Here is a 15,751-nt window from a genome sequence, read left to right on the forward strand (position 1 = left end):
AAGCTGATCTATAGCGAACTTCATGCGCGGGGGCGTCGATTCGCAAAGGTTTGAATTTAACGGAATTCTTGGGACTAGGTCCCGAGATTAGGGGCGGGACATGGCTGCAAAAACCACCATTAAAGTAGCGATCACCAACAGCGCGGCGAAGGACGATAGCTTCAGCGGCGATAATCTGGACTGGCTGAGTGAAGACGGTTCCCTAGCGGGCAGCCTGAATGTGCTGGGCAATGATCCTGGGTCGGCATCGCTGTGGAGTGTATCAAGCACAGAACCCACAAGTACAGGAAACATCGGTCAGGAGGCTGCCGGCAGCGAGGATAGTTTCAACGTCAATTTTAATGGTCAGAGCTATACCGGCAAATTGATCATGAATGCCGATGGTACGGTGGGTTTTGACCTGACCAGCATGCTCGGAGTAATCGGCGAACTGGCTGAAGGCGAGGTCGTCAGCACCACCTTTTACTATACCGCTCGCATGGCCAATGGCGTGCTGAGCACCGCCAAGGTGACGGTGGAAATCACAGGCGAAAATGACGGCCCGACACTCAGCGCCACCGCACAGGCCTATACAGATACACAGGTGTATGACGACTTTTCGTCTGTTGGCGGACAGTTGGCGGGCCATGACGTCGATCATGGAGCAAAACTGACCTACGGCTTGGCCGAGGGTCAGAATGGGGAAAGCCCCTATGGCACTTTTACTGTTGATGCGGCGGGCAACTGGAACTTTGTGCCGGACGACGCGGCCATCAATGCGCTGGTTTCTCCCCTGGAGCTGAATTTCAACGTTTACGTGACGGATGAGCACGGGGCTCGCGCCGATAATGTCGTCAAGATCACACTGAACGGCGTCGATGATGCGGCGGTTATCACTGGCGACGTGACTGGATCAGTGACCGAGGCGAGCGGGATTGCGAACGGCACGGCGGGTGTGTTGACCGCCGTCGGCGACCTGGACGCTACCGACGTCGACAGCTCCGCCGCTTTTGCCGAGCAGAATGATGTGGGGACGAGCTACGGCCATTTCTCGATCAATATGGATGGCGAATGGAGCTACACGGTCGACGATGAAAACGCCGCCGTGCAGGCGCTCAATATTGGCGGTGAGCTTATAGAGACGGTGACGGTAGAGACCGCCGACGGTACAAAGCAGCAGATCGGGATCAAGATTCTCGGTGCAAACGATGCTGCGGTGATCACGGGGAATGTGACAGGATCAGTGACGGAGGCGAGCGGATTCCTGAATGCGGTGCCTGGTGTGCCGACCGCCACTGGCGATCTCGATGCAGCCGATGTGGATAGCTCCGCAGCCTTTGTCGAGCAGAACAATGCCGAGAAGACCTATGGTCATTTCTCAATCGATGCCGATGGGGCGTGGAGCTATACGGTCGACAATGAAAATGCGACGGTGCAGGCGCTCAATGATGGCGACACTCTGTCTGACATGGTGACTGTAACCACCGCAGACGGCACGACGCAGCAGGTGCAAATCACCATCAACGGCGTGAACGATGCTGCCCTGCTGTCTTCAGCCGTGGAGAATCTCTCCGAAACGGATGCAGCAATCAGCATCAGCGCGTCGGGGGTTTTGACCATCAGCGACGTTGACAGTCCTGAGATCTTCAAGACGCAAACCGACACCCCAGGCAATTATGGCAGGTTCAGCATCGCGGCCGACGGCGCTTGGACCTATGTCGCCGACAGTGCGCATAATGAATTCGTCGCTGGACAAATCTATACCGAACACTTCCCTGTACGGTCATCGGACGGCACTTTTACCAGCGTAACCATCAATATCCTGGGCACCAATGATGCAGCCTTGCTGTCTCCGGCAGCGGTGACGCTTACCGAGACGGATTCAGCGGCGGATGTCGGCGCGTCCGGCATGCTGGCGATCAGCGATGTGGATAGCGCCGAAACCTTCCAGGCGCAGGCAGATGTCGTGGGCAACTATGGCAAGTTCAGCATTGCCGCCGATGGCGCATGGACCTATGTCTCCGACAGCGCGCATGATGAGTTTGCTGCGGGCCAGACCTATTCCGACAGCTTCGCCGTCCTGGCGGCGGACGGGACACCAACCAGCGTATCGGTCAAGATTTTCGGGACCAATGACGCGGCGGTGATCACGGGCGACAGCAGCGGCACCATAGTGGAAGATGCACCACCCGCAGCCATCAGCGGCAATCTGGACGCGGACGATGTTGACGGTCCTGATGACGCTTTCGTAGCAGTGGCTGCGCCTTCGTCGACGTCATATGGCTCCTATACCGTGGATGCGGCGGGCCACTGGACCTATCAACTGGATAATAGCAATCCCACTGTCAACGCTTTGAACAATGGTGGCAGCCTGGCTGACAACTTCACCGTGTTTACGACTGACGGGGCTTCGCAAGTGGTGAGCATTGCCATTCAGGGCCATTCGGACGCTATTGTTGTGGCTCCAGTGTATGATGGTGCTGGTCCCGATGATCATGATGCTGATGTCGGCAGCTCAGCGCAGAATGTTCTACTCGTCAATGGCACTAATGCGGGAGAGACCCTGATCGGCGACACGTCCTCTAACGACAAGGACATCATTAACGGGTTCGGTGGGGATGATATCATCAACGCTGGCGATGCGACTGACCAAGTCTATGGTGGAACTGGCAATGACATCATAAATGGAGGTAGTCATGCCGATAGTCTTTATGGCCAGTCGGGCATCGACACCATCCATGGTGATGAGCACGTTGACCAGATTTTCGGTGGCTCTGGTGTTGATTTCCTGTTCGGTGACCTGGGCGATGACACCATCAATGGCGGCTCTGGGAACGACAGCATCAATGGGGGCGGCGGTAACGACATCATCGTGGGCGGCTATGGCGCCGATAGCCTGAACGGCGGGGCTGACAACGACACGTTCCGCTATCTGTCGGTGCTGGACACGGGGGATATCATTGCCGACTTCAACCAGAACGGCAATGACCTGATCGATCTGTCCGCAATCGACGCGAACGGGGCCGCGGCCGGGGATCCGGCATTCAGCTTCGGGGGTACCACGGCGACCGCAAACGGTGTCTGGTATGCTGTGAACAGCGGCAATGCGACCGTCTATGTCGATACCGATGGTGATGTGGGAACGGCGGAAATGGCGATCCAGCTTCTGGGCGTCACCAGCCTGTCAGGGGAGGCTGGCGTCGATTTCAATTTCTAAATATTGGGATGGGCTTTCGAAAAGATTCAGACTCTTCTGATAAGACCATGCGCTGTTGGAGGGACCATGCTTGATTTTCGACAGCCATCCCGGCCTATCGCCGCCGCGCTGCAGGCCTGCCGGCGGCATTTCCTGGCGGCTGCCGGGTTCAGCGTGTTACTCAACCTGCTGTTCCTCGCCCCGATGCTGTACATGCTCCAGATCTACGACCGGGCGGTGCCGACGCAGGGAAAGCTGACGCTGATCTTCCTGACGCTTGTGGTCCTGTTCGCGCTCATCACCATGGCGCTGCTTGATTTCGTGCGCGCGCGCCTGCTGGTGCGGGCGAGCGTTCGGCTCGACCGCCAGCTGTCGGGACATTTGCTAGACACCCTGCTGGCCTCCAGCGCACGCACCGGCGATGCCATGCGCAAGCAGGCGCTGCGAGAGTTCGATACTCTGCGGCAAGCATTGACCGGTCTTGCCATCCTCGCCTTCTTTGATGCGCCTTGGAGCCCTGTCTACGTCCTCATCTGCTTCATTATTCATCCGGCGATAGGGGCCCTTGCCCTTGCCGGGGGCACGGTCCTCCTTCTCATTGCCCTTCGCAATGAGAAGCTGACCAATGGGCCGCTCCGGGAAGCCAATGAGGCGGCGAGCCGCGCCTATGTGAGCCAGGAACAGGCGCTCGCGGGCGCCGATGTCATTCGGGCTCTCGGCATGCGCGGGCCGCTAGTTCGGCGGCACCTCCATGAACGTGAAGAGATGATGCGGCTGCAGACGGGCGCGAGTTTGGTGGCCAGCCGCTACATGACGCTCAGCAAGTTCCTTCGCATGGCGCTTCAGTCCCTGGCTCTGGGGCTGGGTGCATGGCTTGCCATCGGCAACGCCATTTCGGCGGGCGCCATCTTCGCGTCCTCCTTCCTTATCGGCCGGGCCCTTGCCCCCCTTGATCAGCTGCTGGGCGCCTGGCGCAGCGTAGTTCAGGCTCGTACGGCCTATGCGAAATTGAGCGACCTGTTGGATGCGCGGGAACCCGACATTGCCTTGACGCAACTGCCCGCGCCCAGTGGCCGTATTTCGGTTGAGCATCTGACGGTTCTCAACGCCGCCAAAGATGGTACGGTCTTGTCGGACATCAGTTTCGGCGTTGCGCCTGGCGAGGTGATTGCCGTCCTGGGACCAAGCGGCGCGGGAAAATCGACGCTCATTCGTATGCTGGCGGGCGCAGCGCGGCCGGATCGCGGCTCGGTCCGCTTTGATGGTGCGGAGAGAAGTGACTGGGATCCGGAGCGGCTTGCGCGTCATGTTGGCTATCTGCCGCAGGACACGTCGCTTTTTGCCGGAACGGTCAAGGAAAATATCGCGCGCTTTCAGAACCATTTGGCCGGCGAGGCCGCTGCCATCGATGAAGCCGCCGTGCAGGCTGCCAGGCAATGCGGCGCGCATGAGATGATCCTGCGCTTGCCGGGTGGCTATGACTGCCTGTTGGGCTGGGGCGGCCGCGGGCTGTCGGCAGGCCAGGCCCAGCGCGTCGGACTTGCCCGTGCTCTTTTCGGCGCACCGCCCATCGTGCTGCTCGACGAGCCCAATGCCCATCTCGACGCTGAGGGAGAAACCCAGCTTGTCGCGACGATCGCGGCCCTCAAAATCCGTGGCGCCTCAATCATCCTTGTTGCGCACCGCATGGGCATATTGGGCGTAGTCGACAAGATAATGGTGCTGCGCGAAGGACGCATCGACGCGTTTGGCGCGCGCGATGAGGTTCTGGGACGGCTGAAGGCGGTCGGGCCTCGTGGCAAGCCCCCTCAGGTGGCGGAGGCCTGAACCATGAGCCAAGTGGTCACCACAGCCGATGGGCGCGCCATAGATATCCCCGCCAATCCGATCGCTTCCGGGCAGGACCTTGAGGACCGGCCCGACAGGGACATCCGTTTGGGCCTAATCGTTGCGGCGCTGTTCTTTGTCCTCTTTCTTGGCTGGGCCGCCTTCGCGCGCCTGGACGCTGCGGCCTATGCGCCCGGCCGCCTCACCGTTTCCGGCCAGCGCCAGGCCGTGCAGCATCGCGATGGCGGCGTGGTGGGCGCCATATATGTGAGGGAAGGGCAAAGGGTACGGCAAGGCCAGCTACTCGTCGAACTGGCCGCGGCGGAGGTTCGGGCACAAGAGCGCGCCCTTGGTTCGCAGCTGATTGAGCTCCAGGCCCAGAGGGCTAGACTCGAGGCCGAACAGCTTGGTGCGGGCGCCATTCGCTGGCCCGCCGAATTTGCCCAGATGAAAGGTGAGGACAGTAACAAGGCTGAGGCCGCCATGCGTCTGCAGACTGCGCAGTTCCGTGCCCGCATGGCTGTACTTTCGGCGCAGGCCGGAGTGTTTCGCCAACAGGCAGCGCAAGCGCTGGAAGGCGCAGAAGGATATAGGCGGCAAGCCGATGCGTCCGCCGAACAGGAACGGCTGATCACCGAAGAACTGGACAGCCTTCAGGAGGTCGCCGCCAAAGGCTTTGTCTCCAAGACCCGCCTGAGGGCGCTGGAGCGGGCGCGCGCGGATCTGGTCGGCCGCAAGGGGCAATATGTCGCGAGTGTCGCTCAATCTTCAGCCGAAGCAGGGGAAAACCGCCTGCGGCAGCTTGAAGCGGAAAAGAGTTTTCGCGAGAAAAGCGCGTCGGAATTGCGCGACGTCGAATATGCGCTGGCGGAGCTGCTTCCCAAATATAATGCCGCCAAGGACCAACTGGAGCGCACTCGCATTCGCGCTCCGGCTACGGGTAGGGTCATGGGCCTGAATGTTTTCACGGTGGGCGGCGTCATTACTCCGGGTCAAAGGCTGATGGACGTGGTGCCAGACAAGGCGATGCTGGTCATTGAAGCCAGGGTTTCACCTAATGACGCGGACGATCTGACCATCGGTCAGCAGGCGGAAATCCGCTTTGCAAGCCTTCACGAGCGGGAACTCCCCATTCTTTCCGGCAAGGTGACGCGCCTGTCCGCTGACAGCTTTCAGGACGAACGGACCGGCGAGTCCTATTATTCAGCCGAAGTGACGGTGCCTCCCTCGGAGCTTGCGATTATCCAAGGTCTGCGCGGACGCGACTTTGCCCTCCGGGCAGGCATGCCCGTGCAGGTCCTGGTGCCGCTCAAGAAACGCACCGCGCTGCAATATGCGTTCGAGCCGCTCACCCAATCTCTATGGAGATCATTCCGGGAGAATTGATTCACTGATCAGCCGGTCGAATGGTCGGACCGTCGGGCGAGCAGCATGCGCAGCGCCGGACGTACTGAGCCGACCACGCCCAACGCGACAGCCGTGCGGCGACCGAGCGCGAAGGCGCGTTCATCGATCTGCACGACGGTCGTTTTTTTTGGGCAGATATTCCGAATAGGGATAGTCGGTCCCCAACATCAGCATGAGGTCCGCTCGAGTGCGTCGACGCCGGGCCTGCCACCGATAAGGCCGATGCCGCTCGCCTTAAGTGTGTAAAGTAGCATTGGGGCAAAGCTTGCGAGTAATCCCGAAATCTCGATAGGACCCGAAAAAAACCGATGCTCCATTTCTTAGCAGCCACCCTGCTTGTCAGCCAGTCCGTCCTGCAGGCTCAGTCGACGGCCTCGGTTTATGGCAGGTGGAAAACAGACGATCATAAGGCGGTGGTGACCATCGGCGCTTGCGGGCCATCGCTTTGCGGGCGCATCAGCAAGGTGCTTGATAAGGTCCCGGCTGTGCCTGAAACCGACATCAACAATCCAAATCCCGATATGCGGAACCGCCCCATTATTGGGTTGCCCGTTCTCAGCGGCTTCAAACGCGATGGGCGCGAATGGACCGGCGGACGCGCTTATGATCCGAAGACCGGGAACAGCTATCGTGCGAAACTGGCGCTTAATGAGGATGGTTCACTCAAGGTGACGGGTTGCATTCTGTTCGTGTGCCGATCGAAGCGGTGGACGCGGGAACCTTGATATCCATGCTTCCACTCTCGCGGCGCCATGCGAAGATGCCATAGCGCATTGCGCCCGTTTGCAGGGCAATCATCAGCCTTGGCACGGTCCGGAGGAATATCCGGTCTTCAAGCGCCGGATCGAAGATCATGGCACGGTAGCGCCCGTCGGTCAGGAATTTGACCAGCAGACGGCGCATGCAGATCGGCCAGGTCCGCGCAACATTGCCGCTGAGGTCGGTGAAGCTGATCAGCGAAAACCCTGCCGTCCCGGCCATCTTCTCATATTCATTCCGGTTGCCCATGCCCGGCAATCGGCCCTCCCGGCAGATCGGTTCAAGCAGATGGCGGATGGAAAATGATGAGGGATCGTTATTAGCCAGCCATGCACAGACGACCAAGCGTCCTTCGGGGCGAAGGGTCCGCCAAGCTTCGTCGAAAAAAGCCTGCTTGTCGGCGATATGTTCAGTGCTTTCGATGGCATAGGCGCCATCGAAACAGCCATCGGACAAGCCATTGGCCAGCCAATCCCGCTCCAGTATGTTAACCGACCCGGCGGTAGGCTGGATGGCAGCGGCCACATGCGCTTGCTTCCGCGATATCGTCAGCCCGGTAACGGCAATGTCATGATGTTCGGCAAGATGTTGTGCAGCCGCACCATAACCGCAGCCAATGTCCCCAATCGCTTGCCCTGAAGATATTTGAAGCTGTTCGGCGACAAGATCGACCAGCGCCTCAACTGCGGCGCGCTGGTTCTCCTTGCCTGTGCGCCAATAGCCATGATGGAGATGATCGCCCCAGATCTCGCGGTACACATCGCTCAGATCATCATAATGCCGGCGTACGGCATCGGCTGACTGAGCTTGGAGCGGCGTGATCATCGCGATGCTAGCCTCCTTTGCGTTGCCTGGCAGAATGCGGCGGCTGCCTGCATTCTGCCAAGATAATGCGCTGGCACAGAAACCCGCGCTCACCCTATAGTGTATGAAATTATGCGGCGAGTCCTCATATGGACCTGGTTGCATGTCTTCAGTGACATTCCGGACCTGGAAGATCTGGGCATCGACCCAACTTCCTATGGCGGAATGACTATTTCAGAAGCTACCCGTCAGCCGAGCCGGTCAGAAGCCCTTGACGACCGCGATCCTCAGGGTGTGAATGGTCAGGGCGATGTTCGAGTAGCGCTCATTCGGAACCCAATCATATCGCTTGGCGGACCAATAGTCATAGAGATATTCGCCGCGTATGGACCATCCGTTGCTGAGCTGCTTTTCCACACCGCCTCCCAGAGTGTAACCCAGGCGCGTGTCTTTCTGTTTCCAGACAAAGGTTTCGGTTGGCGATATGAAGCCCGTGTGGGACGCCCGCACCCGGGCGAAGGCAGCGCCGCCGGTCAGATAGGGCAGCCAGCCTTCAAAATCATATCCGACCCGCACAAGCGCATGGGCGGACCAGTCCACCTTCACATGATCCGCTACGACAGTTCCAGCCAGGTCGTTGATCCGGATCCGCTTGTCCCCCAGATATTCGATGTCGCCCTGAATCCCGAAAACCCAATTACCTGATTGCAGATTGTAACCGGCGATCACACCGATATGCGGCTGTGTGATGGTATCGGCGCTGCCAAGGTCCAGGCCGGGCGTCGGCGTCGGCGTCGGTGTGGGAGTCGGGGTTGGAGTTGGAGTTGGAGTTGGAGTTGGAGTTGGCGTTGGCGTAGGTGTCGGCGTCGGCGTCGGTGTGGGAGTCGGAGGTGGAGTGTAGATGCCTGTATAGCTTCCATCCGCCTTGGTGCGATTGCCGCCCGCGACGATGCCAATATAAGGACCGGTCCAATCACGCACGAGCGTGTCAGATCCATAAGGTTGCGCTGATGCTGGTTCGGTGATCAGAGCAGAAGAAGCTGTCACCAAAATGGTTGCCGCGATGCGCTGCCGACTCATGACAAGCACCCCTTCCAATTTTTTTCCATTATGCCATGTTCATTGTTTGCTACCAGCGGCTTCTGGTTGATGGCCCGATGTATAAATATAATCATTGTTTCAACAACGATATGAAATCTGATGGAGCCATTCCCTATTATCTAGAAATCTCAAGGGAAAATAGGAACATCAATAGGTGAAATGACAGGTGTATATCTAATTTTCTTTGGAGCTAATCTTTAGGTTTACCTCGAAAATTGTCCGGGATGGGCCGCGAAAGCTACGGAAGCCGCTCCGCGGGCGTCACTCGTCAGGAGCCATGCTGACCGACGAAAGCCCCGCCCCAATAGGTTTTGGGGAGCACCGGCCCTGGTAGAAGGTCAAGCTCAGCGAGGCTGTGTGTGCGCCCAAGGCATAATCGGGCTTGCTCGCTCGGGAGACAAGATCGGGCCCGGGCCGCTGCGGTTTTACCCGGACGTCAGAGCCGAGGAATCTAAAAACTCTCGACTGCTTACAGAGGGCGTCTATAGCATTTGTTATAGGTCGAGATATGCCTCATTTGGCGTTATGAAGCGATAAATTTCGTAAACGGGAGCATAAAAGCCTGATTGCGTCTCGTTAGGTGGCCTTTACTAAGGCCACGGCTTCATCGAAGCTATTGATTATGGAGAATTCCTCTCAGTATGAACGCTTTGTACTGAAGCGAAAACGCCCTACCGAGCGGCCCCGGCGCACCAAAGGCTTTATCGCTATAATGATGCTGTTGGGTGGACTTCAACTGAGCGCGTTTGCGTTGGCCACTCTTGCTGAACCCAAAAAACAAGAGCGAACAAGCTCCCTCGTGCTTTCCGCATCCCGCTTGTTCCAAAATTGTTTCGATGCGCAATTGGCGCGTGAAGTGCCCATTCCTCGGGGGGAGCCCGGTTATCATTCGACACTGGATGGCGACGGCGATGGGATGGCATGTGAGCCGGTGATCGACGGAGTTAACTAACCGTCCGCCGAGCAATTGGAGCGATCAGTCGGCCTTGCAGCAAGTTCGTGCCGCTGGAAACGGCGATGCAGCGACCATGAATAAAATGTCACGACAGAGCCACGCTGCCGTCATTCCCCTGGATGCAAAAAGGATCTGCGGCTGTTTCGAGCCGTCATAGAGGAGTAATGGCAAATGATCCGTCTTCGTACCCTCGTTCCCGCCGCCAGCCTCGCCGCATTTGCAGCGCTGTCCCTCGCTGCCGTGCCGGCGAATGCTACGATGGCCCCCGCATCGAGCAAGACGACTGCGGCGGCGAAGGACCACAAGCAAGTGAAGGTGAGCAAGCACCGGAAGACCAAGGCGTCGACGTCCTCCAGTTCGACGGACAAGGCTCCGAACGCAGGCTGACCCCGCCTGCTTCCATGCGGTCCTGCCGTGCGGCCGGCGCGAAATGCCCTGGCGCTGGCCGCACGCGCACCATTTCCGCGACTATATTCGCCATAGGAGGTTCGTATGAAGCTCTCTATTTTGCCGCTGACCGCCCTTGTCCTGATGGCTGTTCCGGCCCTCGCGCAGACCGGCGCTCCGCCAAGTCCGCCCCAGAATTATCCGCCCTGCTCGGCCAAGGTGCAGGATGAATGCACGCAGGCCGTTCCCACAGCACGGAAGTCCATAACGCATAGCCACCTGCGCTATCATGCCGCTCGCGCTATGCATGCGAAGCGATGACGCCCTTGATCGTCAGCACGGCGCGCAATCCCGGCTGATTGTCCTCGAGCGTCAGGCTGCCGTCGTGAAGCCGCGCGACCGCCGACACCAGGGAAAGGCCCAGACCAGCGCCCGCCGAATGGCGCGAGGCGTCCAGCCTGCCGAAACGCCGCAGCGCCTGCGCTCTTTGTTCCGGCGCGATACCCGGACCGTCATCCGCGACGATGATCCGCGCGCCCGCTTCGATGGCTTCGGCGCGTAGCATGATGTGCGGACCGCCATATTTCATGGCGTTGTCGATGAGGTTCGCGATCGCCTGCCCCAACAACTCACGATGGATGGGCAGGACCAGCGGCTCTGACGTCCTGGCGGCAATTTCGACCTCATTTTCTTCGGCCAGGGGACCATACATTTCCTGAAGATCGGAGAGCATTTCCGCAATGTCGGCAGGCCGGAAATGTTCGCGCCCGATGCCAGCCTCCGCCCGGCTGACGATGAGGGAGGTGGTCAGCATCGAAAGCAGAATGTCGGCTTCCTCCATCGCTTGCCCCAGCGCCATGCCAGCATCTGCGGCCAGACCTTTTTCCAGGCTGGCCTTGAGCCGCGTCAGGGGCGAACGCAGGTCATGAGCGAGGCTGTCCGTAATGAGCCGCATCTCTCCCATCAGCCGGTCGATGCGGTCAAGCATGGCGTTGATGGCAAGGCCCAGCTCTTCGAACACATCGCCCGCTCCGTCGATCGGAACCCGCCGCTCCAGATCGCCGGTTTCGACCGCACGCGCCGTTTGCACGACTGAGGCGATCCGCGCCTGGATGAGCCGCGCGGAGATCCAGGCGGCGAGCAGGGCCAAGGGCAAGGCAAGGACCAGCGCGCTCAAAATGGCTTCCTCCATCACGCCGCCAAAGCGTAGGTCGCTTTCGATCACTTCGCCTGTCAGCAACTGGAGACCGCCTGGCAGCCGCTCCGCGCTGACCACCATTCGTTCGGGATTCTCCCTCGACGAGCGGAAAAGAACGGTTTCCTTCCATGGGGTGCCAGGAGCGATATTGGGCGGCCAGGCGGCGAGATTGCCGGCACAGGCATGTCCGCCCGGCCCGGTCAGCAGGATGACGGCGTTGGGATTCCTGCCTTCTGCCAGATGCGCTTTGACGCGCTCAGCAAGATCAGCCGCGCCGCTATCCCTGTAGACAGCGTTCAGATCCTCCCGCAGTTCAGAGGCGACAGAGCGGCTGGCCGATGCCATTTCCCGCTCCGTAAGCTGGTGGACGATCACCAGCACCAACAGCGCCGAACAGATCTGGAAAAGAAACACCAGAGCGGCAAAGCGCAGAACGACGGAACGGGTAAGGACCAATCGCCTCATGTCTCAGACGACCGGCCCAAGCCGGTAGCCAGCGCCCCGCACGGTATGGATGAGCGGCCGGTCCTGCCGTTCATCCACCTTTTTACGCAGGCGGCTGATATGCACGTCGATCACATTTGTGCCGGGATCGAAATGATAGTCCCACACGCCTTCCAGCAACATCGTCCGGGTCACTACCTGGTCCTTGTGGCGCAGCATATATTCGAGCAGCCGGAACTCGCGGGGCTGAAGGTCGATGGCGCGGCCGGCTCGCTTCACCTTGCGGGAAAGCAAGTCCATTTCCAGATCTTCGCAGCGCAGCGCCGTTTCCTGTCCGCCCGTACCTTGCCTCCTGCGGAGGAGCAGGCGGACCCGCGCCAGCAGCTCGGCAAAGGCGAAGGGCTTCACCAGATAATCGTCGGACCCGCCATTGAGGCCTGTGACGCGATCGTCGGCGGTGCCGAGAGCGGAAAGAATAATGACGGGCGTTTCCATGCCTGCGGCTCGTATGGCGCCCAGAACCGCCATGCCATCCAGGCCAGGCAGCATGCGGTCCAATATGACGATGTCGTGGGTCGCTTCGGTCGCGAGGAACAGGCCATCCCTGCCATTATCGGCGCGATCGACGACATAGCCCTCCTGCATGAGGCCTTTGGCAATATAGGCGGCCGTCGCTGCATCATCTTCGATCAGCAATATTTTCTGACTCATGTCCGTCCCCAAATCCTGCCAGGGTCAGTGCCCCAGTCTTGCACCGCCGCCCGTCAGACCACAAGCCGCAGCGGCGGCCGGACTCGCGCGTGGGCGGCGGCGCTTGATCCGCTTCCCGATACCAGGCGCTGCAGGTCGACCAGCGCCCGCGCCATCCCGATCCCCGGCAGGCCAGCAATGAAGCGTGGTTCCCAGCAGGGCGAGAATTTCTCCTTATAGGCCCGCAACCCCTCAAAGCCGTAGAAAGCCTCGCCATGGCGATAAAGCAGAGCGGCGGCCTTCACCCAGACGGGCGCGAGCCGCCGCGCTGCAAGGCCGGAAAGAGGCGCCAGGCCAAGGCCGAACCAGCGGTAGCGCCGCAATTGCCCCCATTGCATCAGCCGCACGAAGAGCAGGTCCATGGACCCATAGGGCATGTCGGCCTCGTGCCGCATCAGATCGACCGACAGCTCGGACAGCGTCTGGGTCGGCCAGATGTTGGCAAAGGCGACAATACGGTCCTGATGCCGGATGAGGGCGCAATCGAAGCGGCTGAGATAATGCCGGTCGAAACGGCCGACGCTGAAAGCCTTTTCACCCTGGCCCTTCGCGGCCAGCCAGCGGCCGGACAGCGCCTCCAACTCATCAAGGAGGGGCGGAAGGTCTTCCTTTCGAACGATACTGAACTGCGCGCCTTCGCGTTCCGAGCGGCGCACGGCGTGGCGAAGACTCCGCGCTGCGCTCCCTTCCAGCGAAAAGCGACTTAGATCGACGCGCGCTTCCTCTCCATATTTGATGAGGGTAAGGCCAAGGTCCACGGCAATGGGAAGGCTGTCGAGGCTGATCTGATAAAGCAGGATGCGGCCTTGCGCCGCATCCGCGCGCTCGCGCAATTGCCAGAGCAGGGCTGGCCATTCCGCTCGATCCCCCACCGGGTCTCCCATGACGATCCAGCTATGGCCCTGGATCTGGTACATGAGGAAAGCCCTGCCGCTTGCCGAGGTAATGAACAGCTTGTCGCCGGTATAGGCCAGAAAGGCCTCCGCCCGCTCCGCCATGACCATTGCCGCCTCGCTTGGGCCTTCGCAACTGGCGGGCAGGCTCTGGCGCGGAACGGCGGGGCGAAGCAGGCGCCAGAGCGCGGCCCCGATCACCACCACGCTGGCGGCGACGCTTGCCCGAAGGAAACGGGCGGCATCGCCGCGACGGCCGATATGCCACCACAGCTCATTCTGATAGGCGACATGCTTGTAGGCGAAAAAGCCGATCCAGATGGACAGCCCCACAGCGACAGCCACCGTGACCAGCCAGCCTGGGGTAAGCAACTCGACCGTGAAGGCCGTGCGCCGGTAAAAGGCAGGACGCGTCCATTGCAGGAGCCCCGCAATGACAAGTAGGGCGGCGGCCTCCTCATAATCGAGGCCCTTCAGGAACGAGAAAAGCGCCCCTGCCAGCAGCAACAGCCGCGTCATCCAGAAAGCGCCATCGAGACGGCGGTAAAGGCCTGCCGCAAGCAAGATCAGCACCGCACCAATGATGCTCGCTGCAAAATGGGACGCGTCGAGGAAGGGCATCGGCACCACATGGGCAAGCGCCTTCAGCCGCCAATGAACGGCGGGCAGCGATCCTGAAATGAGCAGGATAAGGCCGCCAAAGGAGACGAGCGCGGACAGCATGACAGGCGCCATCCCGGACGCCAGCAGTTGAATGCCGCTCAAGGCCTGGCTCATGGGCTTTCGCCAGGTCCGGCCTTCATGGAGGGCAATAGCCGCCACCGCGAGCAGCAGCGGCAACAGGTAATAGAGCGCGCGATAGGCGATGAGAGCCGCCAGCAATGCCGGGCGGTCCAATCCGGGCAGCGTCGCCACCATGACGGCTTCGAATATACCAAGGCCGCCCGGAACATGGCTTACAAGGCCGGCGATGATCGCCAGCGCATAGGCCAGGAAGAACGACGGGAATAGGGCAGGAGAAGCATGGGGAACAAGCACGAACAGCGCGCCGCTGGCTGCGGCAAGATCGATGCAGGCAATAGCTATCTGCGCCAGTGCTTGCCCGCTCTTGGGGATCGGCACCGCCCAGCCCAGCAGCCGTAGCTCCTTTACGCAACGGCGCATCAGGAACAGCATCCCGGCCAACGCCAGCACCACGGCGATAGCTGCCGCTTTCGCCACATCCGGCGAAAGGCCGAGCGGCAGGCTGATCGAAGGATGGATGAGCAGCATCATTGCAGCGAGCATAAACACGCCGCTCCAGAAGGCTGCACTGGCCGAAGCGATGATGCGGGCCACATCGGCGGCCCCGAGCCCTGCCGCGCGATAGATGCGGTATCTCACAGACCCCCCGGTCAGGAGAGAAAGGCCTAGATTGTGGCTGAGGGTATAGCTGCAGAAGGAGGCGAGGGCCGCGATCCTGTAGGGCAGGGGCCTGCGGATGATCCGCAATGCGATCACGTCATATAGGGTGAGGGTGCCATAGCTCAGCACGCTCAGCAGCAGCGCCATTGCGATCCGTCCGGGGGGGATCGCGTGAAATGCGGCACGCACATCCTTCAGGTGCACATGCGCCATCAGCACGTGCAGGGCATAAAGCGTCAGGGCAGCAAGACCAAGCATGGCAACCGGCATCAGCACAATCCGGCGCGCGGCCAGCCAACGGAGCAAAACCCTCGATCCGGCCCCGGCTTTCAGCACCATGAAATCTCCGCACTTAGTCCCTTGCAAGTTTATGCGGCAGCTGACCCGTGCAGGATATGAGCGCTTCGTGAAACTTGTGTAATGTTGCGTCCGATCGCTGGCAGCAACTCCCGCAGCACTGCTGAGGAGTCGTGGTGCAGCATATGCCCGCCTGGCAACGCAACGCTGCGGACATTGGGCGAATGCAGCAATGGGCAGAGGCTCTTCCTTTCCTCTTTCCCATATCGTCAGCCATGCCGTTGCTTTAGCACCCACGCCAAACCAGAGCATGACGCGGAGGTCTCTTCCATCTGGATTGGCTGGCGCAT

Annotated in this window: 12 protein-coding genes; 7 read left to right on the forward strand and 5 right to left on the reverse strand. The window is 60.2% G+C overall.

What is annotated here, in order from left to right:
- The first annotated feature begins 100 nt into the window (after window positions 1-100).
- The 4 genes from VJS46_RS03820 (at window position 101) to VJS46_RS03835 (ending at window position 7,134) form a co-directional block, all read left to right on the forward strand.
- Window positions 101-3,196, forward strand: coding sequence for a VCBS domain-containing protein (locus VJS46_RS03820; RefSeq protein ID WP_324058016.1), 3,096 nt, complete (start codon window positions 101-103; stop codon window positions 3,194-3,196).
- A 66-nt stretch (window positions 3,197-3,262) separates the two neighbouring features.
- Window positions 3,263-5,002, forward strand: a complete 1,740-nt coding sequence (locus VJS46_RS03825) for a type I secretion system permease/ATPase (RefSeq protein WP_324058017.1) — start codon at window positions 3,263-3,265, stop codon at window positions 5,000-5,002.
- A gap of 3 nt (window positions 5,003-5,005) precedes the next feature.
- Window positions 5,006-6,388, forward strand: a complete 1,383-nt coding sequence (locus tag VJS46_RS03830; RefSeq protein WP_324058018.1) for an HlyD family type I secretion periplasmic adaptor subunit — start codon at window positions 5,006-5,008, stop codon at window positions 6,386-6,388.
- A gap of 329 nt (window positions 6,389-6,717) precedes the next feature.
- Window positions 6,718-7,134, forward strand: a complete 417-nt coding sequence (locus VJS46_RS03835) for a DUF2147 domain-containing protein (RefSeq protein WP_324058019.1) — start codon at window positions 6,718-6,720, stop codon at window positions 7,132-7,134.
- On the opposite strand, the gene VJS46_RS03840 is transcribed toward VJS46_RS03835, so the two are convergent.
- Together VJS46_RS03840 and VJS46_RS03845 are read right to left on the reverse strand one after the other, a co-directional pair.
- A complete protein-coding gene (locus VJS46_RS03840; RefSeq protein WP_324058020.1) occupies window positions 7,073-7,993 on the reverse strand; it encodes a class I SAM-dependent methyltransferase in 921 nt (306 codons plus the stop codon). The two genes, VJS46_RS03835 and VJS46_RS03840, sit on opposite strands and share 62 nt — an antisense overlap.
- 240 nt (window positions 7,994-8,233) lie before the next feature.
- Window positions 8,234-9,052, reverse strand: a complete 819-nt coding sequence (locus VJS46_RS03845; RefSeq protein WP_324058021.1) for an outer membrane protein — start codon at window positions 9,050-9,052, stop codon at window positions 8,234-8,236.
- Window positions 9,053-9,653: 601 nt separating this feature from the next.
- Between VJS46_RS03845 and VJS46_RS03850 the strand changes: the two genes are divergently transcribed.
- The 3 genes from VJS46_RS03850 to VJS46_RS03860 all read left to right on the forward strand — a co-directional run bounded on the left by VJS46_RS03850 (window position 9,654) and on the right by VJS46_RS03860 (window position 10,736).
- Entirely contained in the window at window positions 9,654-10,025 is a 372-nt protein-coding gene (locus VJS46_RS03850) for an excalibur calcium-binding domain-containing protein (RefSeq protein ID WP_324058022.1), read from the forward strand.
- Between the two features lie 174 nt (window positions 10,026-10,199).
- Window positions 10,200-10,415, forward strand: a complete 216-nt coding sequence (locus tag VJS46_RS03855; RefSeq protein ID WP_324058023.1) for a hypothetical protein — start codon at window positions 10,200-10,202, stop codon at window positions 10,413-10,415.
- A 105-nt stretch (window positions 10,416-10,520) separates the two neighbouring features.
- Window positions 10,521-10,736 (forward strand): hypothetical protein, encoded by a 216-nt coding sequence (locus tag VJS46_RS03860; RefSeq protein WP_324058024.1) that lies wholly within the window; start codon window positions 10,521-10,523, stop codon window positions 10,734-10,736.
- On the opposite strand, the gene VJS46_RS03865 is transcribed toward VJS46_RS03860, so the two are convergent.
- From VJS46_RS03865 to mprF, 3 genes are read right to left on the reverse strand one after another with little or no spacing between them, the layout of a single operon-like run.
- Window positions 10,717-12,078, reverse strand: coding sequence for a HAMP domain-containing sensor histidine kinase (locus VJS46_RS03865; protein WP_324058025.1), 1,362 nt, complete (start codon window positions 12,076-12,078; stop codon window positions 10,717-10,719). The two genes, VJS46_RS03860 and VJS46_RS03865, sit on opposite strands and share 20 nt — an antisense overlap.
- Before the next feature lie 3 nt (window positions 12,079-12,081).
- Window positions 12,082-12,768, reverse strand: coding sequence for a response regulator transcription factor (locus tag VJS46_RS03870; RefSeq protein ID WP_324058026.1), 687 nt, complete (start codon window positions 12,766-12,768; stop codon window positions 12,082-12,084).
- A gap of 53 nt (window positions 12,769-12,821) precedes the next feature.
- On the reverse strand, window positions 12,822-15,443 hold the full coding sequence (mprF, locus tag VJS46_RS03875; RefSeq protein ID WP_324058027.1) for a bifunctional lysylphosphatidylglycerol flippase/synthetase MprF: 2,622 nt from the start codon (window positions 15,441-15,443) through the stop codon (window positions 12,822-12,824).
- Window positions 15,444-15,751 lie beyond the last annotated feature (308 nt).

The organism is Rhizorhapis sp. (assembly GCF_035276005.1).
Lineage (GTDB): Bacteria > Pseudomonadota > Alphaproteobacteria > Sphingomonadales > Sphingomonadaceae > Rhizorhapis.